The organism is Halomonas sp. S3-1-1 (assembly GCF_023757625.1).
Classification (GTDB): domain Bacteria; phylum Pseudomonadota; class Gammaproteobacteria; order Pseudomonadales; family Halomonadaceae; genus Vreelandella.
This window is the reverse complement of the sequence record NZ_JALGBZ010000004.1, coordinates 250,407-273,759: the sequence shown is the minus strand read 5'-3', so window position 1 is coordinate 273,759 and position 23,353 is coordinate 250,407. Positions and strand designations below refer to the sequence as shown.

Below are 23,353 nucleotides of genomic sequence, written 5' to 3'. Positions count from 1 at the left end.
GAGTTTTAAGAGCTGTAACGGCAGAATTTGGCGTGGGGCGTGAGGCGTGAGGGACTAAAAGAGGTAGAGCGCATTGAGCAACATGGTATACACCCTCCAAAACGATGATATTTCAAGGGTTTTTGACGTCGTCGATAGGGCAGAAGGCGGTGTCCGTATTAAGGCTTCAAGCGACGCCGACGCGGTCGGTCTGTGGCTGGCCGAGTACCGCGAGAGCCCGCAAACTTTCAAGGCGTACCGGCGTGAGGCGGAGCGCCTGCTGCTGTGGCTTTCGAGCACGCAGCGGGGTTTGAGCGAGCTCGACCGGGAAGGGCTGCGTGAATTCGAGGCGTTTCTCGAAGACCCGCAGCCGGCCTCGCGCTGGGTGGGAACTGGGGCGCCTCGCTCGAGCCGCGCCTGGCGGCCGTTTCGTGCGGGGCTGTCGCCGTCGAGCCGGCGTCAAAGCCTGGTGATACTGCAAGGGCTTTACGGTTGGCTGGTCGAGGCCGGGTGGGTCGCGCACAATCCGTTTCGGCTGATGCGCGACAAGTCGCGCCGGCTCAATAACCAGACGCAAAGTGTCGAGCGCTACCTGGAGTATGCGCTTTGGCAGTGGCTTTGGTGCTGGTTGAATAGAGATGTGGAGGAGGGCGCAAGTACCCGGCAGCGCTATGAGTGGGCGCGGTGCCGGTTCATTTTCAGCTTCGCCTATCTGCTGGCCCCGCGGATTAGCGAGATGGCCGGCGCGCGCATGGAAGATTTCGTTTTTAGAGAAGGGCGCTGGTGGTGGGTAGTGACCGGTAAAGGGCAGAAAACCGCGCGTATTCCGTTACCCGAAGACATGCTTGGGGAGCTTGCCGAGTGGCGCCTGGCGCTCGGGCTTTCCTCGCTTCCCGCGTTTAACGAGGCAACGCCGCTTCTTCGCGCGCTCGACGGCGTTCGCGGCATCAGCGACAACCAGCTCTACCGGCTGATCAAGCGAGCATTCGCTCAGGCGGCCGAGGCACTGGAAGCGGAGCAGGGCGCGCCGGCCCAGGTCGAGGCCCTGCGCCGCGCCACCCCCCACTGGCTGCGCCATACGTCGATTACCCACCAGGCGCAGTCGGGCATCGAACTCCGGTATTTGGCCCAAAGCGCCCGCCACGCGCGCCTTGAAACCACCAGCCGCTACCTGCATACCGAAGCCGAGCAGTGGCACGCCGAGCAGCAGCGACACCGGATTGGCGCATCACCCACAAAAAGGCGCGATTGAGCGTTATAATGGCGGCCAATTTTGCCTAGAGCCTTCAAGGAGAGACCATGAGCACGCCCGGCCCCGAGCTTGCCCAGCAGGAACTGATCGAAGAGTTCGAGATGTTCGACAACTGGATGGATCGCTACCAGTACATCATCGACATGGGCAAGCAGCTACCCGACTTTCCCGCCGAGTGGCAGACCGAGGAGTACAAAATTCAGGGCTGTCAGTCCAATGTCTGGATGAACCACGAGAAAGAGGGCGACAAGCTGGTGTTCAAGGCAACCTCGGACGCCGCAATCGTCTCCGGGCTCATCGGCGTGCTGCTGCGCATCTACAGCGAGCGCACCCCGGCCGAGATTACCGCCACGAAGCCGCACTTTCTGCAGGACCTGGGCCTCGATAAGCACCTGTCGCCGACGCGCAGCAACGGCCTGCACGCCATGCTCGAGCGCATCTACCAGGTCGCGCAAAGCGCCTAGTCGGTGTGATCGCGGCCGGCTTCGTCTTCGCGGCAAAGCGCTTCGCTGCGCCCGCCGGGCACCGGGTCCATACCGCCCGGGTGGCCCGGGTGGCATTTGACGATACGCTTGAAACCCATCCAGCCGCCCTTTAGCGGGCCGTGCACCTGAATGGCTTCGATCGTATAAGAGGAGCAGCTTGGCCAGAAGCGACAGCGTGGGCCGAGCAGCGGGCTCAGGGTGTACTGGTAAAGCCGAACCAGCGCGATCATCAGGACACCAAGGGTTTTACCGAGGCCTCTTTTGACCGCCCGCCAGGCGCTCACGTTAGCGCTTGGCGTAGAGCGTGGCCGGGTCGATCAGCGGCTCGCTGGTGATGGCGGCTTTCTCGCGGTCGAGGGCGATATAAAAGCAGCTGCGCCGGCCGGTGTGGCACGCCGGGCCAGTTTGATCGACCTGCAAAAGCACGGTGTCGGCGTCGCAGTCTAAGGCGGCAGCCACCAGCGCCTGCTGCTGGCCGGAGCTCTCGCCCTTGCGCCAGAGCTTGCCGCGCGAGCGGGAGTAGTAGCAGACCCGACCCGTGGAGAGCGTCTCTTCGAGCGCCTCGCGGTTCATCCAGGCCATCATCAGCACTTCGCCGCTGTCATGCTGCTGGGCAATGGCCGGCATCAAGCCGTCACTGTTGAATTTGGCCGCGTCCAGCAGCGTTTGGGGCGAGGGCAGCGTCTCATCGCATCCGGCGGATTCGAGCGCCTTGAAAAGCGAGGCGTGCTGGTCGAAACGGGACATAACGGGTACTCGTTTGAAGGGTCGCTAATAAAAAAGTCAGTCGTCGGCGTCGTTTTCCTTACCGCTTTCCCGGCAGGTGGCGCAGTAGCCCTGAAGCTCGATGGTCTGACGCTCGACGTTAAAGCCTTTCTCCCGCGCAAGACCGACCAGCTCGTCGCTGATTGCATCCAGATGCAGCTCTTCGACGTGGCCGCAGAGGCGGCAAATCAGCAGTTGAAAACCGTGGGTGTGCTCGGGGCAGGCGCAGGCGATATAGGCGTTTTGCGACTCGATGCGATGAACGAAGCCTTCGGTGATCAAAAACTCGAGCGCGCGGTACACCGTGGGCGGGCGCGCGGCAGCGTGTTCGCTGGAGAGCTGGTCGAGCAGGTCGTAGGCTTTCAGGCCGCCGCCGCTATCGGCAATCATCTCGAGCACGCGCTTGCGAATCGGAGTGAAGCGCACGCCCCGATTGATGCATTGCGATTCGGCTTGCTGCAATAACGTATTGGTTTTCATCTTCAGCGACCGGGTCAACATGGTGGGGCTAGTTTACGCGCTCGCCGACTCTGTGTCAGGGGTGCTGACCAGCTCGCTTTGGCGCGCGAAGTGATGCTGGGCAAACGCTACGCGCTCCTTGGCGCCAACGCCATCGGGCTGGCGTTCGATCAGATCGAGCCGCCGGCGGAGTCCCTCACCGTTGGTCATCTGAATGGCGAGCCCTGGCCGGGCGTTGAGTTCCAACAGCATGGGCCCGTGAACACGGTCGAGCACCATATCGGTGCCCAGATAGCCAAGGCCGGTCATTTCATAACAGCCGGCGGCCAGGTTCAAGAGCGTATCCCACTGCGGCACGACCAGACTTGCCAAGTCGTGGCCGGTATCGGGGTGGCTGTAGCAGGGGCGATCGAACTGAACGCCTCTGAGCGCCGCCCCGGTGGCGATGTTGAGCCCGACACCGACCGCGCCCTGGTGCAGGTTGGCCTTGCCATCGGAGGCGGCGGTGGATAGGCGCATCATGGCCATCACCGGGTAGCCCTTGAACACGATGACGCGAATGTCCGGTACGCCTTCGTAGGTGTAGGCCATCAGACTCTCATCGAAGTTGATCAGCGTTTCGATCACCGCCACGTCCGGCGAGCCGCCAAGCGAGTAGAGCCCGGAGAGAATGTTCGACACGTGGCGTTCGATGTCGACCAGGCTCAAATGCGCGCCGCTGGGTTTGATGAAAACGTTGTCATCATCAACATTTTCGATGACCAGAATCCCCTTGCCACCGCTGCCCTTGGCGGGCTTGATGACAAAGCCCTTGTGGCCGGTAAGCATCTCGCCAATATGCTTGACGCCAAACTGGGTACTCACCGTGCCGATCAGCGCGGGGGTGGTGATGTCGTAGCGCTGGGCCAGAAGCTTGGTCTTGAGCTTGTCGTCCACCAGCGGGTAGAGCTTTCGCGAGTTGTAGCGGCCGATGTAGCGAATATTTCGCCGGTTCATGCCGATGATGCCTTTATCGCTTAGCCTGGAAGGCCAGGTCCAATCCTTGAACCAGCTCATGAGGGCTTCTCGTCTTCAGTGATCGGCTTGAAGCGGCGCAGTTCGAGCAGGCGGTAACCGGTGTAGTTACCCAGCATCAAGATGAACGCCATCAAAATCAGCTGCACGCCGAGGAAGTTGAAGGTGATGTGGCGAATCCAGGGGTTGTTCATGGCCAGATACGCCAGTACCGCGGTCACCAGGCTGCCGCCGCCCTGGATCAGCACCTGCTTCGGGCCTTCCTCTTCCCAAAGAATCGACATGCGCTCGATGGTCCAGGCCAGAATGATCATCGGGAAGAAGGTGACGGTGAGCCCCGCGGAAAGGCCCATGCGGTAAGCGAGCACGGTGAAGGCGGCGATGATCGCGATAACCGTGATGATGACCGCCGAAACCCTAGCCACCAGCAGCAAATTCAAATGCGACAGGTAGTTTCGGATCACCAGGCCCACCGCGACGATGAGCAGAAAGCCGACCAACCCGGTCAGTAGCGTGGTCTGAATGAAGGCCAGCGCGATCAGAACCGGCATGAAGGTGCCCGAGGTTTTCACCCCGATGAACACGCGCAGCAGCACGACCACCAGCGCCCCGATAGGAATCAGCAGAATGGTCTGGAACAGCGCCTGTTCTTCCAGCGGCAGGCTGTGAATCGAGAAGTTCAGTAGCGTGCTGTCCGAGCGGTGGTTGCGCACCGCCGCCGAGGCCGGCTGGTTGTGGGTCAGCATCGAGAAGCTAACTTGGGAGTTGGTGCCGCCCTGTACTTCGAGCACCGCGCGGCCGCCGGTTTCCCACAGCAGCAGGTTGTCCGGGCGGCCACGCTCGCCGGTGGTCGGGTTGAATACCGCCCACTGCTCGCCGGTTTCGTCGAATACCTGAATCCAGCTGGTCAGCGACTGGCGCCGGCGCGCATCCTCAAGCATCAGGCCGCTAATTTCCCGCGCCTGGACGCCGGCCTGGTTCAATAGCCGCACGATCAGCGCCGTCGGTGTCTCCTGGCTCAACAGCAGCCGCGCGTTCTCGGCCTGGCGTTCGCCGTTGAGATCGAGGATCAGCTCGCGAGTAAAGGTGGCGTTATCGGCGCTTCGCGCCCAGGCACGCTCGATGATCTGCTCGGCGGCGGTATCGTAGGGTGCGCCCCAGGGCGTGGGTGTCGAAAGCCCGGGCGGCGTCTGGATGGGCGCGCGCGCCTCAGGCGACACCAGCATCTGCACCGAGTAGTAAAGCTGCTGACTGCCGGCGGCGTTACGGATGGTCCACTGCGCTTGGCGGCCCAGCTCGTCAGCACTATAAGCCAGGCCATAGCCAGAGGAGGCTGTGTTTTCGGTCAACACGCGATAGCCCGCCTGGTGGGACGGCAGCGCCAGATCCACCTGAACCGGGCCGTCCTGGGCGTTGAACGTGATCACCGCCTCGATTTCCCACACCTGGCGCTGCTCGCCTGGGGTCCAGGGAATTTCGAACTGAACGTGACGATGGATGCTGGCCGCGATACCTACGACCAGCAAAAAGCCCACGATTAAATAAAACGCCAAGCGTGACATGAAGGTTGATTCCTTTCGGCATTAAGCGACAGGGGGAGAGCGATGCTCGATGACGTAGAGCGGCTACTCTTCCGTATCGTCCTGATCTTCAGAGACTTCATCGTCAGCGGCCTGGTCGGCAGGCTCGCCGCCGGGAAACTCGGGCCGATCGTGAATGTAGGTTTGGGCGACGTCGATGGTGGCAATGTCCATCATGAAGCGCCGTCCCAGCAGCACCGGGAAATCCAGATGCGTGCGGTCATTGAGCGTGAATTCGACGTTTTCACGAATGGGCCCCAATGTCATCAACAGCGAAATGACCGGGCGCGACTCTTCACCGGAGGCCTGGACGATGCGCACGCGGCGCTGGATCGGTGCTTCGACCCATTCGTCTTTAACGCGCTCGACCGCCACGTCTTCGTCGTTGAGCGCGAGCTTGAAGCGTACCCAATCTTCGCCGTCACGCTCGAAGCGCGTGATGTCGGACGCTGACAGCGACGACGTCGAGGCTCCGGAGTCGATACGCGCTTTGAGGTAGGTGCCGATGGCTGGAAAGCCGACCCATTCGCTGCGCCCAAGCACCGTTTTCGAGGTTTGCACAGGCTGTGATTCACACTCTTCACGCACGATGATCGGCTCGTCACCGCGCGCCTCGATAGTCGCCACGTCCTTTTGCAAAACACGCAGTAGATTGCCCACTTCATGCATGTTGGATCTGAGCGTTTCGTACTGGCTCGTTTGGCGTGACTCCATTGCTTGGGTGTCACACTGCGCTAAAAGCGTGGTCTCGAGATCGGTAATGCGCGCGTTGAACGCGGCATCTCCAAGCGGCGGGGGCTCTTGGGGCGCCGGCGGTTGAGCGGCGCAGCCAGCTACCAATAGCGGCATGCCTGCCATCAGCCAGGTCAGTTTCGTGCGCATAGATCGGAAGTCCCTTACCAAACAAGAGCAGGGATAATATGAAGAAGTATGTGCGGTTGTCCAATGATGTTAAGGGTTTTACTCAATAGCGAATACTATATTTAACATAATATATATTATGCGAACCAAGGGTTATTGGTCTGAAACGCAAAAACCGGCTACCCGGTACAAGCTCAAAACATCGAACAACCCGGCCATAAAAAAGACAGCCCATTTGGGGCCGTCTTTTGAATGTTACATCAATGAGTAACGAGCAATGCTTACTCTTCCGGCGGCGCGTAAGAGCCGTCTTCGCGGTGTACTTCCTTTCCTGTCAGCGCCGGTGTGAAGACGCACGCCACGGTCATACCCTTTTCCTTGCCACGCAGAAGGTGCTCATCGTGCTGGTCGAGCATGTAGATGTCGCCAGCCTTGATCGGCCAGATTTTACCGTCGGCGATGGTTTCTACCTCACCTTCGCCTTCGTAGCAGAACACGGCTTCGTAGTGGTTCTTGTAGTGAATGTGGGTTTCGGTGCCCGGAAAGATCCGGGTGATGTGAAACGAGAAACCGGCCTTGTCGCTGGCCAGCACCAGACGCGTGCTGTCCCAGTTGCCGTTTTCAGCGGTCACCAGGCGGTCGGTCTTGCGGGCTTCTTCCAGATTGCGAACGATCATCGGTGTGCTCCTTGTAAGGCGGCCGTCGATGGCCGCCGAAACGATGGCTTGGCGTGTCAATCCGTTATTTACCGCTAATCACGGCGTCGACACATTTTTCCAGGATATCGAGGCCTTCGATCAAGTCTTCATCGCTGATGGTCAGCGGGCACAGGCACTTGACGACTTCGCCGGCCTGGCCGCTGGTTTCGATGATCAAACCGTGCTCGAACGCCTTGCCGGTGATTGCATCGGCGATATCGCCGTCGACCACGTCGATACCGCGCATCAAACCGCGACCGCGCTCGCTGGCGGGCATGCCGTTATCCGACAGGCGCTTGGCCAATGTCTTGAAGCGCTCCTCGACGATACGACCCTTGCGCTGAACGTCGCGCTCGAAGGTATCGTTGGACCAGTACTTTTTCAGCGCGGCGGTCGCGGTGATCATGGCCAGGTTGAAGCCGCGGAACGTGCCGTTATATTGGCCTGGTTTCCACTGGTCGAGCTCCGGGCGCATCAACACGTGGGCAAACGGCAGGCCGAAACCGGACAGCGACTTGGAATTGGTAACCATGTCCGGTTTGATGCCGGCGTGCTCGAAGCTGAAGAACTTGCCGGTACGCCCGCAGCCGGCCTGAATATCGTCGACGATCAAGAGCAGATCGTGGTCACGGCAGATGCCTTCCAAACGCTTCAACCACTCGAGGCTCGCCACGTTGATACCGCCCTCGCCTTGCACGGTTTCGACGATGACCGCCGCGGGTATATCGAGCCCGCCGGACTTGTCCGCCAGCAATTTTTCGAAGTAGTCGAGGGTATCGGCGTGCTCGCCCATATAGCCGTCGTAGGGCAAAAAGCTTGCGCCTTGGGTCGGAATGCCGCCCGTAGCCTCGCGGAACTTGCGGTTACCGGTGGTCGCCAACGCCCCCATGGTCACGCCGTGAAAGCCGTTGGTGAAGGTCACGATGTTATGGCGCCCTTTGGCTACCCGCGCCAAGCGAATGGCGGCTTCGACGGCATTGGTGCCGGTCGGCCCCGGCAGGTGTACCTTGTAATCGAGCCCGCGCGGCTTGAAAATCAGCTCGTTTAGCGTATCGAAGTAGTCGCGCTTGGCGGCAGTCCACATGTCCAGCCCATGCACCACGCCGTCTGAAGCGAGATAATCGATCATCGCCTCTTTGAGGTGGGCATTGTTGTGGCCGTAGTTCAGCGTGCCGGCACCGGCGAGAAAATCGATGTACTCGCGACCGTCTTCGTCGGTCAAACGGGCGTTTTTAGCCTTGGTGAATACCACTGGAAACGAACGCGAATAGGTACGTACGTTGGATTCCATCCGTTCAAACGTTTGGGTCTGCATTATGACCTCCCTTTCAAAAAAATTTCCTGTCTCAAGCGCTTACAAAAACCTTGAGACGGTTCGATGAATTTTCAAGGTGTCGCGCGGCGCTTGATCGAGCTAGACGATGTGATCGGTTTGAAACGGCCCGATGCGCACGAGATTTTCCGGGTCGTGCTCGCCGCCAAGCTGTTCTGTCGAAAAGTATTCACGGCTGTTGAGCGGTGCCTGCCAGCGTGCCGCCAAGCGGCGAAAAAGCCCCCAGGACGCGAGATTATCCGGCGTGATGGTGGTTTCCATATGGTGTACGTCGCTGAGCTCGTCGCGCGACATAATGGCCTCGATCAGCCTGCGCGCCAAACCGGTACCACGCGCTTTCTCTCCCACCGCGACCTGCCACAGAAAAAACGTGTCCGGGGCGTTGTCCTTTACATAGCCGGAAACGAACCCGACGATTTCGCCCTCTTCATTAGTCGCCACGGCGCAGGTATCGCGAAACTGAGTGGCGAGTAGCAGGTAGGCGTAGGCAGAGTTGACGTCCAGCGGTGGGCACGCCTTGACCAGCTCGAAGATGCCCCAGCCGTCGTCGGCGTTGGGCTTGCGAATATAGAGCGGCGTCTGTTCATTACCAACCACGGCGTCGGCGACTGTCGGCCGCGCCAAGTCAAACGAGGGGGTAAAAGGCGTTGAAGGCATGCTCATGGTGATACTTCGCCGTTGCGAATTCCTGCAAGATCATAACAGCTGACGGTGTATAACTCAAAGCGCATATTATCCTTGGCTCCCTTTTCGATAATTTTTAATTATACATGACAGGTAATGCTGTACTGGATATCGATCCTCTCAGTGACCGTTAAAAGCTTAGTCCAACTTCAATGAAGTGGTATAAAAAAGCGGGCTTTCGCCCGCTTGTCATGAATCGATCCGGTTCAACCTCGCAAGAGTGCGAGTCAGGTACGCGAGGGTTCGCGCATGGTGACGAGCTCCTCGGAGCCGGTTGGGTGAACCCCAAGAGTGCGGTCGAAATCGGCCTTGGTAAGCCCGGCACGGACGGCGATACCAACGTTTTGAATCAGTTCCCCCGCCTCTTCGCCGACGATGTGCGCGCCGACCACCACGTCGCTTTCGTCATCAACCACCAGCTTCATCAGCATGCGCTCATCGCTGCCAGAAAGCGTGTGCTTCATGGGTTTGAAGTCGGTACGGTAAACGCGGATGTTGGCAAAGCGCTCCCGGGCGGCCTCTTCGGTCAGGCCGACGGTGCCGATATTGGGCTGGCAGAACACCGCTGTGGGAACTCGCTCGTAGTCCAGCGGCTCCGGCGTGGTATCGCCAAAGTGATGCTCGACGATCTGCATCGCCTCGGCGATCGCCGCCGGCGTAAGCTCCGGGCTATCGATCAGGTCACCGAGCGCCAGAATCGAGGGCACATTGGTCTCGAAGCGCTCGTTGACGGGGATCTTGCCGCTGTCGTCGAGCTCGATGCCCAGCGTCTCGATCCCCAGGCCGCTGACGTTGGCACGGCGCCCGGTGGCGACCAGCACGGTATCGACGGTCAGCGTGTCGCCGCTGGTGAGCGTGACATTCAGGCCATCGTCGCCGCGCTCGATGCGTTCGATGTTGACGTCGAAATGCAGGTTAACGCCCTTTTTCTTCATCTCGTCGCGCGTAAAGGCGCGCACTTCGTCATCGAAGCCGCGCAAAAAAAGCTCGCGGCGGTAGATCAGGTGAGCCTCGCTGCCCAGTCCGTTGAAGATACTGGCGAACTCCACGGCGATATATCCCCCGCCCAGCACCAAAAAGCGCTTGGGGAAGGTGTCCAGGTCGAACACCTCGTTGGAGGTGACGGCCAGGTCGCTGCCCGGGAAATCCGGCACCCAAGGCCAGCCGCCGGTGGCGAGCAGAATTTTGGCCGCGCTCACCTCGCTTTCGCCCTTCGCGGAGCTTAGCGAAACGGTATGAGCATCCTTGAGCGTCGCTCGGGCGTTATAGAGCGTGACGCCGGCGTTTTCCAGCAGGCGCTGGTAAATGCCGTTGAGCCGTTTGATCTCGCTGGACTTGTTGTCTCTCAGCGTCGGCCAGTCGAAGGTCGGCGTGTCCGGCAGGTGCCAGCCATAGCCCGCGGCGTCGTCGAAGCTATCGCGAAAGTGGGAGGCGTAGGCGTAGAGCTTTTTCGGCACGCAGCCAACGTTGACACAGGTGCCGCCCAGGTAACGGTCTTCGGCGATGGCCACCCGTGCGCCTCGAGCCGCCGCCGTGCGCGCGGCGCGCACGCCGCCGGAACCGGCGCCGATAACCAGTAGATCGTAATCAAAATCAGCTTGCGCCGACATAAACACTCCTTGCAGCTCGATACACTCCAATCGAACAGTCGTCTCTTGGAACAGCTGCCTACTTTAACAGCCGTCTTATTGAACCGTCGTCTTCTCGAACGTAAGCCGCTCGCTCGAGCGTGGCCCGAGCGAGCGGAAAAAGCGGACAGGTTATAAAACGCAGGCGTCGGGCCTGATGGCCGCCTGGCTCTGCGTGGATCAATGAAGCTTAGCCAATCGCGCAGGTCACGCCAGTGCCCTTCAAACCGCAGTAGCCGCCCGGATTCTTGTCCAGGTACTGCTGGTGATAGCCCTCGGCGTAGTAGAACCTGTCCAGCGGATAAATTTCGGTGGTGATGCGCCCTTTGCCCTGCTCATCCAGCGCCTTTTGATACGCCTCGCGGCTTTGCTCGGCCTGTCCACGCTGGGCCTCGGTCGTGACAAAAATCGCCGAGCGGTACTGGCTACCGATGTCGTTGCCCTGCCGGTTGCCCTGGGTCGGGTCGTGCTCCTCCCAGAAGGTGCGCAAAAGGGTGGCAAGCGAGACCTTGTCCGGGTCATAGACCACTCGCACTACCTCGGTATGGCCGGTGCGCCCGGTGCAGGTTTCATCATAGGTCGGGTTAGGGGTTTCGCCGCCGGCGTAGCCTGCCGCGGTCACGTGTACCCCGGACATTTGCCAAAAAAGACGCTCGACGCCCCAAAAGCAACCCATGCCAAGGACGATCTCCTCGAAACCGTCAGGTATCGGCCCTTTCAAGGCGTTGCCGTTGACGGTGTGGGTCTCGCTGGTTTCGATCGGCGTATCACGGCCTGGCAGTGATCCCGATGTTCTGGAAAAGAGTGTCATGGCCACCTCTTATTGCCGTGGAAGTGTCGGTGGAAGTATCGTCGGAGAACCCGGACGCGAGAAGGTGTAGATCAAGTCGACCGCCTGGCTCGTGCCGGTAACCACCTGGACGTAGAAATTACGCCAAAGCGTATAGCGTAAGGTTAGTTCAGCGATGGGTGAAAAGATTCCCACGCCGTAGCTAATTCGTAAATCGTCAGTGAGCTGACCGCTGAGCGCGACCTGGCTTTCGTCACCGGCGCCGGTGGTATCCAGGGTCAAGTCGTTGATGCCGAAGGCTTCCCCAATAGAGCCGACCGCCCCGCCGGTGCGTCCAAGCGACATGCCGATCAGCGCCGTGGTCAAGGCGCTGTCGACCCCGCCGGAGGAATCCGGGGCGCGCCCGCGAAGCACGTAAGAGAGGGCGCTGCTCTCCGGCATCGCCGGCTCCGAGAATATCGCCACGTTCGGCGTTTCCGCCGTGCCGGTGACGCGAAGCCCCGCGATCACGTCGTCCTGGGTCACTTCCGGGTTTCTAATCGCCTCGAAATTGAGTACGGGAAGCCCCGGCGGGCCGCTGAACAGCAGCTGACCGCGACGAATGAGCAGATCCTGACCGAAGGCCTGGAAGCGTCCGTCCACCAGGTTCACTTCGCCAAAGAGCTGAAGCGCCCCGCTGTCCTGGCGCACTTCCAGATTACCCGCCAGGTTCGATTCCAGCCCGTAGGCGGAGAGCTCCATGTCGTCGCCCAGGTTCAGTGTGATCAGCATGTCGATCTCCATGCCGCCAGCGGCGAGTTCGTCCGCCGCGCTCGGGCCTTCGCCGTTGGCGGTGCGAAGCCGCGCAATGCGCTCGGCTTCGCGGTCCTCACGCTCGGTGATGATGATCTCGTCCCCACTCGGCGTGATAGCCGAGGCCGGCAGTCTGCCGATTTCGAGACGCGCCCAGGGAATGTCGACGTTGCCGCGAATCTGAAGAAGCTCCGGGTTCACGCGGATGCGAATGTTCGGCGCCGCTTCGAGGCGCCCAAACTGGGGTAGCACGACCAAAAGCGGCTCCTGAACCGCGTTCAGATCGACGCCCGCCCGCCACTGCACGTTCTCCGGCCAGTACGCGTCGCCGGTAATGTTGAGCCGGCCGCGCTCGGCGGCAATGAAACCGTCGATGCTGCCTTGGCCGCCGTCGAAGCGCAGTGCAAGCTCGCCGTCCTGAACGTCGACCGGAATGTCCGGGCCACGAGCGCGCACGCCGCGAAGTGCCAGCGTGCCCTGCAAATCCGGCTGGGCGGTCGTGCCGCCAATCGAAACGGTGCCGTTGAGCGCGCCCTGAAGCTCGTCGAGCTGTGCGACCAGCGGCATATAAGGCTCGAGCACGATATTGCTGGCACGCAGTTCGCCGTCGAGCCCGCCTCGGCCGATCGGGTCGCTCACGGTTAGATCCAGCGCCAAACGCCCTGCCTCGGACAGCGACAGCACCACGCTGGCGTTGGCGTTGGCCTGGTTGGCGTCGATCTGAGCATCCAAATTAATCACCGGCAGGCGCACCGGCTGGCCGTAGCCGTCGACCGCGGTGATCGCAAGCTCGCTCAAAAGCTCGACATCGGCCTGCCAGCGCGCCCCACCCTGGCTCCAGGAGAGCCCCAGGTCCGCCGTAGTATCGCCATCCAGACGCCACTCCTCGGGCAGGAACGGCTCGAGCGCTTCCATCGGCACTTCACGTACGGTCAAAAGCGCACGGCCCTGGTCTGCAGAAGCGTTGACCGTCTCTGTCGAGCACACGAGCCCGCCTTCGAGCCGGCGCAGGCAGAACGGCGATAGCCGCGCTTGGCCATTGGCCAGGTTGTAGCGCAGATCCAGCGGGCTCTCGAGTCGAATATCGCCGGCGTCGGAGTCGATCTCAAGCGGTGTGACGTTAGCCTGATAAAGCTGGTTGGCCTGATCGAAACGCCCGCGCAGTGCAAGCTCGGCGCGCTGTAAAGCGCTCGTATCGTCACCCTGCACCTCAAGCGATAGCGTGTGCTGGGAAAGCAGGCCCTCGAGGGTCAGCTCCAGGCGTTGAAGCGTTTGGCCGCCGGCCACGGCCCGGTCGAGCAACAGGTCTATGTCCAAACGCGGATCATCGATGCCGTTGATATCGGCGTCGAGCGAAAGCCGCTCGACGCTGTTGTCGGCAAACCGCAGGTCACTGCCCTCTAGTGTGGTGTTGATTTGCGGCTGCTCGATGCTGCCGCGGGCCTGAATATCGCCGGCCAAGCGCCCGGCGAGCTGCGGATGAATGGTTTGCAGCTGATTGAGCGCGATGTCGGCATCGATCGACAGCGCCTGCTGGCTCGCCTGGCCCTGAGCGGTCAGGCGGTTGTTGCCTTGGGTGAAGACCAGTCGATCGATATCGGCTTCGAGATCCGAGTTGGCGTTCAAGGATGCTTCGAGCGTGAGCGGGTAATCGCGAAGCTCGCCGTCGATGGAAAGCGCGGGTAGATCGATCAGCCAGCGCTCGCCCTGTTGAAGCACGCCAAGCTCGATATCGCCACTTAGCGAGCCGTCGAGATCGGCAACGAAGTGCGACGGATCGAAGTCATCCAGGCGAATCGTGGTGTCCAGCGTAATGGCGTTGGCCCAGCTCACGCGCCCTTGGCTTGCCAAGCGGCTCTCGTCGATTTGAAGCGCAAGCGTCGACCAATCAAAGGCGCCGGTATCGCCACTGCCCTCCAGATTCAGCGTTAGAAGCGGAACGTCCGGGCCTTCGGCCTCGACGTCGAGCGCCAGGTTATAGGCATTAATATCACCGTCGGTGCGCAGATCCAGGTTCTGCACCACCCAAGGGGTGACGTCGGCGCTCTCGGGCGTGGTCAAAGGCCACTGCAGCCGGTCACTTTGCAGACGCGCGGTGAACGGATAGTTCGGATCGTCGATATCTGCGCGCGCCTCGAGCCGGGTGTTCTCCACGCCATCGGCATCCAGCGTCACCGTGAATGCCTCCAGGCTGCCATTGGCGTGCAGATCCAGATTCTGCACCACGAAGGGCTCTGCGGCGGTGTCGGCGTCTTCCGGCACGTTGAGCGGCCACTGGAAACGCTCGCTTTGCAAGCGCACGTCGAAGGGGTAGCTCGGGTCGTCGAGATCTACCTGCCCGTCCAGGCGCGTGTTATCGATGCCCTCGGCATCGACGGTCACCGCGAAGGCTTCCAGATTGCCGCTGGCGCGAAGATCGAGATCCTCGACCCGAGTGGGCTCGGCGTCGCTGCCCTCCACCGGGGTGAGCGGCCACTGGAGCTCGTCGGTTTGAAGGCGCACGTCGAATGCAAACAGCGGGTCGAGCACGTCGACGCTGGCATCCAGCACGACGTTGACCAGCCCCTCGGTATCGAGCTCGCCTTTGAGATCGGCAAGCGAGCCGGACAGCGCAAGCGACACCGTATTGCCGGAAAGCTCGGGAAAGCGCTCCGGCAGGTAGAGCGTGGTGGCCAGGTTCAGCTCGAGCGGATACTCCTCGGCCAGACGAATCGTGCCGTCCAGGTTCACCTCGGCGTCCGGGCTGAGCACGTAGAAGGTGTCGATAGCGATGTCGTGCTCGACCGCCGAGCCCACCAGGGTGAGCCGCTCGACGCTGTAATCGACCGCGCCTTCGAGGGCAAAGTCGTTGATGGCGAGCTCTTCGACGATGACGTCGATCGGCAGCATGATGTCGGGAAGCTGGGTACGGCCCTGCTCGGTGACCAGTACGCCAGCGTCCTCCTCTACCGGCTCGGGTTCCGGCGGGGTGTGCACGGCGATGGCACCGTCGATACCGGTGGCGTCCAGCGGCGTCTCGAGCCCTTGGGTCAGGCGCACGCCGGGTGACGGCGGCAGATAGACCCGCGGCTGATTTAGCTCCGTAGGGGCCAGGCGCACGCTCTGGCCTTCGGCAACCGCAGCGCTGGTCAGTGAGTCGAAGGTGATGCGCGTGCCGTCACCGAGCGTGACGGCGGTATCGTTCAACACCAGTTCGCGAAGTTCGATGGGAAACGGCAGCGTGATACGAAGCGGCGGCTGATTGTCCGGCGGTGGCTCCGGCTCGTTTTGACTCGTGGCCAAGCGAATGTCGGCGCCGTCGGCGCGTAGCGTGTCGATACAGAGCCGGCCGGAAAGCAGGCAGTCGTCGGCCCAGCGAAGCTCCAGGTCGTCGATGGCGACCTGTACGCCGGCGACGTTCATGCGAAAGCCCTGTAGCGTGAACTCGTCGAGCAGGCCGCCGGACTGCGCCTCATAACTAACGTAGCCGCGCTTCTCGGCCTGGGAGAAGAGCTGCGCCGTCCCCCAGGGCGACAGTGCGGCGCCCAGTACCAGTGCGATAAGACCAAACAGCCACAGCGGCACGAGGATCAACAGGCGAATCACACTCCAAACGGCCAGTCGGGTACGCGCACCCGAGGAGAGCCGCTTTTTCGTTCGCGGCTTTTTCTTTGCAACGTCTGCCAAAATGCGCTCCTAAAACTCAGGGCCGATAGAGAAGTGGATACGGTAGTCGTTGTCTTCATCGTCGAAAGGGTGGGCGACGTCGAAGCGGATGGGGCCGACCGGCGAGATCCAGCGCACGCCGACGCCGGCGCCGGTTTTGAGATCGTCGGCACTCCAGTCGTCGAAGGCGTTGCCGTTGTCGACGAACGCAGCGCCCCACCAGTCGCCGGTAACCCGACGCTGATACTCGAGCGTCGAGGTCAACATCTGCTGGCCGCCGCGCAAAAGCCCGTCGTCAGAGCGCGGCGACAGGCTCTCGAAGGAGTAGCCGCGCACGCTGTTATCGCCGCCGGTGAAAAAGCGCAGCGACGGTGGAATCTTATCGAAATTGTCGGTTTCGATGGCACCGACTCCCAGCCGCGCCAAAAAGCGGTTGCTGTCGCCCAGGGTGCGAATCCATTCGGTATCGCCGGTCACGCGTAAAAACGTGGCGTCCGAGCCCCAAAGCGTATCGGAGTACTCTAGCGAGAGCTGCTGGCGATCGCCCCAGAGCGGAAAGCGCGTGGGCCGGGTGCGCGTGCGCGACCACTGGATGCCAGGATAGTAGAGCCACACCTCGTCGGAAAGATTACCCTGGGTGAAGTCCTCGTAGGTGGTGCGCACGTAAAGGGTTTGCACCCAGCGGTTGTCGAACTCCCAGCGCCGAGCGAACTCCACTGTGCCCTCGAGCGACTCGGTGTCATTGTCTTCACGCTGACGAATACCGTACTGCAGCCGGTAGTTGTCGCGAAGTGGGTCTTCGAGGGGAATGTTGTAAACCCCGGTGAAGCGCTGGTCCGGCCCGGAAATGTATAGGTCGTGGTTCAGGCTGTGACCGAGGCTATTGATCCAGGGCTGCTGCCAGCCAAAACGAAGCCTGGGACCGACGTCGGTAGCGTAGCCGATACCGGTTTCGAACTGATGGCGATCGGCGGGCTCGACTGTGACATCGATCGGCAGGCGGTAGTCGTTGGGCTGGCCAACGCTCAAGGCGCTTGCAAAGGCGGCGCTCGAGAGCCGTGGACGCTTTGGCTGGGAGGCGGTGGCGGAGTCGTACCAGGCCGCCCCGCCACCGCTCGGCGTCACGACGAGCTCTTGCGCCGTTTGCAGGCGCGGACGTACGGTCACCGAGCGAAACCAGCGGGTCTCGCCCAAGCGCTGGTTGTAAAGCGCGATCGACTCGGCAAGATAGGGGTCGCCGGGCTCGAAGCCCTGCATCTGTTTGAGCCGCTCGGGCTCGATATGGCTTCCCACGATGCGAGTTTGGCCGAACCGGTAGCGCGGGCCGCTATCGAAATCCATGTAGAGACGCGCGCTTTCCTTATAAGGGCGCACTTCCATACGCCGGTCAGTAAAGCCCCAGTCGAAGTAGCCGCGCTCGATGGCAAGCCCGGAGAACTCAGAGCCAAGTTGATCCCAGGGCTCGTGTTCGAGCACGTCACCCTCTTCGAGCGGAAAGTCGTCCAGCGCCTGTTGAAACGGCGGGTCGTCTTGAGCGTCGCCTTCGATGTTGATAGACAGCGTTTCGATGCGCACCTGGGGGCCGGGCTCGATACGTACTCGAACCGGTTCGGCGAGGGTCACCTCCACCTCTGGCTCGTAGTAGCCGAATACGCGCATCGCTTCCTGAGTGCGCTGGCGAATTTCGCCTTCCAAACGCAGGTCGGTGTAGCGCTCTTCATCGATATTTTGAAGGTAGGCGTCGATGTTCTCTTCGACCGGGCCCGACACGCCGCTGATGGTGGCTTCCAGCGCCCAAAGCGGCGGGCTTATCATCAACAAAGGGGCTGCCAGGTAGAACGCTACGGGCATCGCCGTAAATCGCTGACGGTATCGTTGCATGGTGTCCTTCTTTTACCTGATCAGACGGGCGACAGATGAAGGCTGGGCGATACCCTTCGCCCTGGCGTTTTCACCCTTTTTTGAATTATCGCAGCATTTCCATTTGAGCACTAAACGCTAATTGTGCCTGACGCACCTGGCGAACGTCGCTTTCAAGCGCCATGATACGCTCGTTGAGCGAAGCGGTGGCGCGCTCGAGCGCCTGCTGGTCGATACCCGTTTCGGCGTTTTGGGCCGCCTCGGCGAGTTCGTCCAGGCGCGCGTCGAGCTCGCCGCGAAGCGTAGTGAGCTGGTTGTCGAGAGTCACGCGCTCGCGGCCCAGCCGTTCTTCCAACGCGGCGACCCGCTCGGCGGTGTTCTGGTCTAGAGACGCCACCTCTTCGAGCAGGTTTTGGCGCCCGGCGGTGCCCGCCTGCTCGAGCGCATTTACCGAGCTGCGTACGGCCTGGAGCTGGCGCTCGTTGAGCTCGGCGGCCTCGCGCTGCGCCGTCAGCGTTTCGCGAAGCTCGTCGATCGCCTCCAGCGATACCGTGTCCTCGCCATCGGTCAAAAGCCCGTAAAGCTCTTCGCGAGTGTTGGTCAAACGCAACGCCAGCTGCTCCTGCTCCTGGAACAGCGTGGTCATTTGAGCCTGCATGTAGCTGACCGAGTCGACCACGTCGGTGTCGCTGGAGTCGAGCCGCGCGTGCAGGTTGGAGACTTCACCGCTTACCCGGCGAACCTCGTCCAGAAGGCGCTTGCGCTCGTACCAAAGCCCTGCGGCCAGCGCCGCCTGTAGCGCGATGACCAGCAGCAGTACGAGCCACAGCGGCCAAAGGCGTGGGCCTCGACGATGGCGCAGATGCTGGGCGCCCAGACTCTGGTCCACGTCGGGCACGATACGCTGGGACGGGGTGGCGTCAGACATTAAAGTTCCTCAATGGGTCGTTGGGTCGGCGCGTCGGCCGATGCCTCGATAGCGCAGCCCGCAGCTGGCAACGAAAGCCGGATCGAAAATATTGCGTCCGTCCAGGATCAATTTAGCATTTAAAAGCTCGGTCAGACGATGCCAGTCCGGGTTCCAGTAGTTTTTCCACTCGGTGACCAGCATCAGCGCATCCGCCCCTTCGCAGGCCTGGTACGGGTCGTCGGTGTAAAGCGTCAGATCCTCGCGCTCACCGAGCAGCGCGGCAAGCGCCGGGGTGGCGGCGGGGTCGTGAAGCTGTACCTTCACCCCCTGAGCCCAGAGCGCCTCCAGCAGTGTGAGTACCGGCGCATGGTCAATGCGTGCGGTGCCGGGTTTGAACGCCGCCCCCCAGATCGCCACGGTCTTGCCGGCCAAATCGCCTTCGAAAAACGTCCAGAGCTTTCTAAAAAGCGTCTCTTTTTTCTGCTCGTTGATATCCATGACCTGCTCGAGCAGCGCGGAGTAGCGCCCGCTTTGCGACTGTACGTCGGCCAGACGCATCAAGTCTCGCGAAAAATTGGGGCCGCCGAAACCGCAGCCCGGGTAAAGATACTCAAAGCCAATGCGCGTGTCGGCGCCCATGCCTTGGCGCACGTGCTCGACGTCCACACCCAACGTGTCGGCGAGGCCGGCGATTTCGTTCATGTAGCTGATGCGGGTGGCCAGCATGCCGTTGATGGCGAGCTTGGAAAGTTCCGCGGCGCGGCGCGGCATTAGTTGAAACACGTCGCGGCGGCGATTGAACGCGCGTAAAAGCTCGCGAGCTATCTGCTCGCCTTGGGCTTCGTCGCAGCCCAAAAGCCAGCGGGTCGGGCGCGTAAACGACGCCCAGGCCCGCCCCTCCTCGAGGGTGTCCGGCAGCGCGACGCTACCGTGCTGTTCGCCCATCAGGGCAGTGAGGCGTTCGGTATCGCCAACCGGGAACGTGGAGTTGTTGATGAGTACCGCGCGATGCTCTCGAAAAAGCGGCGCGCTCAAAAGCGCATCGGCCGACCGACGCTGCTCCGGTGACAGAGCCAGCCATACCACGTCCATGGGCGCGGCCTCGTCGATAGAGGTCACGATGCGAAGCGTCTGCTGCTCGAAGGCTTGATCGATATGGGCCATGAGTTCGGGCTCACGGCGCAGCCAGTCGAGGGTGGAAATCACCCCCCAGGGGGCGTCCTCATGCAAAAGCCAGTCGATGCGGTGACCAACGAAGGCGAGCGCCGCCGCTGCCGTCGCGGCACTGAGTTCGCTACCGTAAAGAAGTACGCGCATTAACCACGCTCCTTGCGCAATTGCCGGATAAACAGGGCCTTTTGGGTCATGTCGACGTCCTTTTCATGCGCTTCGCGCCTGGAGTGGTTAGAATGCAATAATACAAAACCCGGGGGTGGATGCCACCTTGTAGCTTAATGTAACCAATTTTTTTGGTAAACGGGCGCCGGGTAACGTCTCGCGCTGACAGGATAAGGGAGTGAACCCATGCAAGCGACCCCAGAGGATAGCACCGTCAATCGCTATCAAGGTAACGTCGACCAAGCGGAAGTGGCGAAGTTTGAAGCACTTGCCAACCAGTGGTGGGACGAGACAGGCGAGTTCAAACCGCTGCACGAGATCAATCCGCTGCGCCTTGACTTCATCGACGCTCGCGCCGGGCTTGCGGGCAAAAAAGTGCTCGACGTGGGCTGCGGCGGCGGAATTTTAAGCGAATCGATGGCGCGCCGCGGCGCCGACGTGACCGGGATCGACCTGGGCGAGGCACCGCTGGGGGTGGCGCGGGTACACGCCGAGCATCAAAACGTCGAGCTTGCGTATCGTAACGTTAGCGTCGAAACCCTGGCCGACGAGATGCCGGGAGCGTTCGACGTCGTTACCTGCATGGAAATGCTCGAACACGTGCCGGACCCGGCCTCGGTCATCCGCGCGTGCTGCACGCTCGTACGCCCCGGTGGCTACGTTTTCTTCTCGACGATCAACCGTACGCCGAAGTCCTACGCCTTCGCTATCGTCGGCGCCGAGTACGTGCTGAACCTGCTACCGCGCGGCACCCACGACTACGCCAAATTCATCCGGCCTCACGAAATGGCGAGCTGGGCGCGCAAGGCGGGACTCGAGGTGCGCGAGCAGACCGGGTTAACCTACAACCCCTTCACAAAGCGCTACAAGCTGGTGGCCAACGACGTCTCGGTCAACTACATGATGTACTGCCGCCGGGTGGGTCACTGAATGCCTCACGCCTCTACCTGTAACGCGACCGAGCCGGCAAGCGCCGCACTACCTGCGCCCAAGGCCGTCTTGTTCGATCTGGACGGCACGCTGGTCGACACCGCGCCGGATCTGGCCAATGCCACCAACGCGCTGCGCCGCTTTCACGGCCAGCCGCCCCTGCCCTTCGAGCAGATTCGCCGGGAAGTCTCCAACGGCGGCAGCGCTCTGGTGACGCTGGCGATCGGCCTTGCGTCGGACGCCGAGGGCCACGCAGAGGCGCGCCAGTATCTGCTGGATGCCTACGAGCAGGCCGTTGCAACCCATAGCCAGGTGTTCAAACCGCTGGACACCTGGCTTGCCGGCTGGCATGGCGAACAAAAGCCCTGGGGGATCGTCACTAACAAGCCTCGCCGCTATACCCTGCCGCTGTTGGAGGCGCTGGCTTTGGAACCCGGCGCGCTTTTGTGCGCCGACGATCTAAGCGTGAAAAAGCCGGAGCCGGAGCCGCTGTGGGAAGCGGCGCGGCGCCTTGCGATCGACCCGGCGCACTGCTGGTACGTTGGCGATCATCGGCGGGATATCGAAGCGGCGAAAGCGGCGGGCATGACCGCCATTGCGGTGGGCTATGGCTATATCAGCGAGCAGGACGACTACCGTACATGGCCCGCCGATATCTGGTTTGAAACCTGCGGAGACCTGGTCGAGCGGCTGGCCACGTTTTGACGCGCTAACGTCCTTACGCCTTGGCCGCCGCTCGGCCATTCAAGCCCCATTAGGCTTTGGGGGGCTGGGCGTCGATTTTTTGGCCGGTCACGCCGCGGCTATCCGGGCCCATTAGCCACAGATAGGTGGGCATGATTTGCTCCGGGGTTCGCAGCGTGGCCGGGTCTTCGTCCGGGTAAGCGCCGGCGCGCATGTCGGTGCGGGTCGCGCCCGGATTGAGCGTGTTGATACGAAGATGTTCGTGCGCCTTGAATTCGTCGGCCAGCACTTCCATAAAGCCCTCGGTGGCGAACTTCGAAACGCTATAGGCGCCCCACTGCGCCCGCCCTTTTCGGCCCACGCTCGATGAGGTGAAAATCAGCGAAGCATCGTCGGCGCTGTCCAGAAGCGGTAACAGCGACTGGGTCATCCAGATCGGGCCATTGATATTGACCTGCATCACCTGCTCCCAGAGCTCCGGCTCGTACTCCTCGAAAGGCGTGAGGGTGCCAAGAAGCCCGGCGTTGTGAAGCAGTCCGTCCAAGCGGCCAAACTCACGGTCCAGCCGCCTTGCCATATCGTCGTAGTCCTCGATCAGCGCCCCTTCGATATTGAGCGGAAAGATCGCCGGCTGGGGGCTACCCTGGGCTTCGATCTCATCGTACACGCGCTCCAACTTTTCGAGGGTGCGGCCCAGCAAAATGACGGTGGCGCCGTGCCTTGCGTAGTCGAGCGCGGCGACGCGGCCGATACCGTCACCGGCGCCGGTGACCAGAATGACGCGATCCTTGAGCAAGTCAGGCCGGGCCTGATAATCGATCTTGCAGGTCATGCATAACCTCGGGGTGAATTATCCGGCGGACTGGCGAAGAAAGTCGTTGGCCAAGCCGGCGGCGCTACTTTGCGGGTAATCGTCGCGCACCTGCTCGAGCAGCTCGCGGCTGCGCTCGGTTTCGCCCTGGCGCGCCTTGACCAAGCCCAGCTTGTAAAGCGCATCCGGCACCTTGGAGCTTGAGTCGAAGTCGTTGATGACGCGGCTAAACGCATCATCCGAGGCGGATAGCTCGTTCTCGGCGGCGTAAAGCTCACCCAGCCAGTAGTAGCCGTTGGCGGTCAGGCTGGTATCCGGATGGGCGCTGACGAAATCGTTGAAGGCATCGATCGCTTCGCTAAAGCGGCGCGCCTGAACGTGGGCGAAGGCGGCCTGATAGTCCGCTTGCGCGTCTTCGCTGACGTTGTTTGACGAGGCTTGTGACGAGGACGGAGCGGCCACCTCTTCGGCGGCCTCGGGTTCGACTTGCGGTGTAGCGGGCGCTGCCGGCGCGGACGCCGGGACGCTTTGCAGGTTCATCAAGCGGTCTTCGATATCGAGATACTGCTGCTGCGACTGGCGCTTGAGCTGCTCCATCTGATGGCGCAGCTCCTCGATCTGACCCCGTAGGCGCTGAATCTCCTGCTGGTGCTCCTCGACCTGATTGAACAGTACCAGGTTACCGCCAGAGGCTTCCTGACGCTGGGTTTGCGAGTAGAACCCGCCGGAACCGGAGGACATGTCCTGAACCAGCGGCTGCTGAGCGAGCACCGCGAGAGGCAATACGGACAGCGGGAGCGCAATGGCTCCCGCACCGCACAGCCTCCCAAAAAAACGTTTGAGACTGTGATTCAT

The 23,353-nt window shown here is 61.5% G+C and carries 21 protein-coding genes; 4 read left to right on the top strand and 17 right to left on the bottom strand.

Annotation, left to right across the window (positions count from 1 at the left end; genetic code table 11):
* Window positions 1-82 precede the first annotated feature (82 nt).
* Together MQW23_RS13775 and MQW23_RS13770 are read left to right on the top strand one after the other, a co-directional pair.
* Window positions 83-1,231 carry a tyrosine-type recombinase/integrase gene (locus MQW23_RS13775; RefSeq protein WP_252108768.1) on the top strand — a complete coding sequence of 383 codons (1,149 nt, stop codon included), beginning with the start codon at window positions 83-85 and terminating at the stop codon, window positions 1,229-1,231.
* 47 nt (window positions 1,232-1,278) lie between these two features.
* Window positions 1,279-1,695: a SufE family protein gene (locus MQW23_RS13770; protein WP_252108767.1), complete on the top strand. Its 417-nt coding sequence runs from the start codon at window positions 1,279-1,281 to the stop codon at window positions 1,693-1,695.
* Here the strand turns inward: MQW23_RS13770 and yidD are convergent.
* From yidD to MQW23_RS13695, 15 genes are all read right to left on the bottom strand, one after another.
* Window positions 1,692-1,946: a membrane protein insertion efficiency factor YidD gene (gene yidD, locus MQW23_RS13765; RefSeq protein ID WP_252108766.1), complete on the bottom strand. Its 255-nt coding sequence runs from the start codon at window positions 1,944-1,946 to the stop codon at window positions 1,692-1,694. The two genes, MQW23_RS13770 and yidD, sit on opposite strands and share 4 nt — an antisense overlap.
* 55 nt (window positions 1,947-2,001) lie before the next feature.
* Window positions 2,002-2,463, bottom strand: a complete 462-nt coding sequence (hisI, locus tag MQW23_RS13760) for a phosphoribosyl-AMP cyclohydrolase (protein ID WP_252108765.1) — start codon at window positions 2,461-2,463, stop codon at window positions 2,002-2,004.
* Window positions 2,464-2,499: 36 nt separating this feature from the next.
* Entirely contained in the window at window positions 2,500-2,961 is a 462-nt protein-coding gene (locus MQW23_RS13755) for a transcriptional repressor (protein WP_252108764.1), read from the bottom strand.
* Window positions 2,962-2,994: 33 nt separating this feature from the next.
* The gene (locus tag MQW23_RS13750) at window positions 2,995-3,996 is read right to left on the bottom strand and encodes an alpha-L-glutamate ligase-like protein (RefSeq protein ID WP_252108763.1); all 1,002 of its coding nucleotides are present in this window, start codon (window positions 3,994-3,996) and stop codon (window positions 2,995-2,997) included.
* Window positions 3,993-5,516, bottom strand: coding sequence for an inactive transglutaminase family protein (locus tag MQW23_RS13745; RefSeq protein WP_252108762.1), 1,524 nt, complete (start codon window positions 5,514-5,516; stop codon window positions 3,993-3,995). Before MQW23_RS13745 ends, MQW23_RS13750 begins: the two co-directional genes overlap by 4 nt.
* Window positions 5,517-5,579: 63 nt before the next feature.
* Window positions 5,580-6,416, bottom strand: a complete 837-nt coding sequence (locus MQW23_RS13740) for an ATP-dependent zinc protease family protein (RefSeq protein ID WP_252108761.1) — start codon at window positions 6,414-6,416, stop codon at window positions 5,580-5,582.
* 260 nt (window positions 6,417-6,676) lie between these two features.
* Window positions 6,677-7,072, bottom strand: coding sequence for an ectoine synthase (locus MQW23_RS13735; RefSeq protein ID WP_252108760.1), 396 nt, complete (start codon window positions 7,070-7,072; stop codon window positions 6,677-6,679).
* A gap of 64 nt (window positions 7,073-7,136) precedes the next feature.
* Window positions 7,137-8,408 carry a diaminobutyrate--2-oxoglutarate transaminase gene (gene ectB / locus MQW23_RS13730; protein WP_252108759.1) on the bottom strand — a complete coding sequence of 424 codons (1,272 nt, stop codon included), beginning with the start codon at window positions 8,406-8,408 and terminating at the stop codon, window positions 7,137-7,139.
* 99 nt (window positions 8,409-8,507) lie between these two features.
* On the bottom strand, window positions 8,508-9,089 hold the full coding sequence (ectA, locus tag MQW23_RS13725) for a diaminobutyrate acetyltransferase (RefSeq protein ID WP_252108758.1): 582 nt from the start codon (window positions 9,087-9,089) through the stop codon (window positions 8,508-8,510).
* 248 nt (window positions 9,090-9,337) lie between these two features.
* Window positions 9,338-10,720, bottom strand: coding sequence for a glutathione-disulfide reductase (gene gorA, locus MQW23_RS13720; protein WP_252108757.1), 1,383 nt, complete (start codon window positions 10,718-10,720; stop codon window positions 9,338-9,340).
* A gap of 208 nt (window positions 10,721-10,928) precedes the next feature.
* Complete coding sequence (msrA, locus tag MQW23_RS13715) at window positions 10,929-11,549, bottom strand: peptide-methionine (S)-S-oxide reductase MsrA (RefSeq protein ID WP_252108756.1); 621 nt, start codon at window positions 11,547-11,549, stop codon at window positions 10,929-10,931.
* Window positions 11,550-11,558: 9 nt separating this feature from the next.
* Entirely contained in the window at window positions 11,559-15,986 is a 4,428-nt protein-coding gene (tamB, locus tag MQW23_RS13710; RefSeq protein ID WP_252108755.1) for an autotransporter assembly complex protein TamB, read from the bottom strand.
* A gap of 9 nt (window positions 15,987-15,995) precedes the next feature.
* Window positions 15,996-17,846, bottom strand: a complete 1,851-nt coding sequence (gene tamA / locus MQW23_RS13705; RefSeq protein ID WP_442908603.1) for an autotransporter assembly complex protein TamA — start codon at window positions 17,844-17,846, stop codon at window positions 15,996-15,998.
* An 85-nt stretch (window positions 17,847-17,931) separates the two neighbouring features.
* Complete coding sequence (locus MQW23_RS13700; protein ID WP_252108754.1) at window positions 17,932-18,753, bottom strand: coiled-coil domain-containing protein; 822 nt, start codon at window positions 18,751-18,753, stop codon at window positions 17,932-17,934.
* 9 nt (window positions 18,754-18,762) lie between these two features.
* Window positions 18,763-20,052 carry a nucleotide sugar dehydrogenase gene (locus MQW23_RS13695; RefSeq protein WP_252108753.1) on the bottom strand — a complete coding sequence of 430 codons (1,290 nt, stop codon included), beginning with the start codon at window positions 20,050-20,052 and terminating at the stop codon, window positions 18,763-18,765.
* 207 nt (window positions 20,053-20,259) lie between these two features.
* On the opposite strand from MQW23_RS13695, the gene ubiG reads away from it, so the two are divergent.
* Entirely contained in the window at window positions 20,260-21,003 is a 744-nt protein-coding gene (gene ubiG / locus MQW23_RS13690) for a bifunctional 2-polyprenyl-6-hydroxyphenol methylase/3-demethylubiquinol 3-O-methyltransferase UbiG (protein ID WP_252108752.1), read from the top strand.
* Window positions 21,004-21,708: an HAD family hydrolase gene (locus MQW23_RS13685; RefSeq protein WP_252108751.1), complete on the top strand. Its 705-nt coding sequence runs from the start codon at window positions 21,004-21,006 to the stop codon at window positions 21,706-21,708.
* A 49-nt stretch (window positions 21,709-21,757) separates the two neighbouring features.
* On the opposite strand, the gene MQW23_RS13680 is transcribed toward MQW23_RS13685, so the two are convergent.
* Window positions 21,758-22,519, bottom strand: a complete 762-nt coding sequence (locus tag MQW23_RS13680; protein ID WP_252108750.1) for a YciK family oxidoreductase — start codon at window positions 22,517-22,519, stop codon at window positions 21,758-21,760.
* Between the two features lie 18 nt (window positions 22,520-22,537).
* Window positions 22,538-23,353, bottom strand: a complete 816-nt coding sequence (ybgF, locus tag MQW23_RS13675; RefSeq protein ID WP_252108749.1) for a tol-pal system protein YbgF — start codon at window positions 23,351-23,353, stop codon at window positions 22,538-22,540.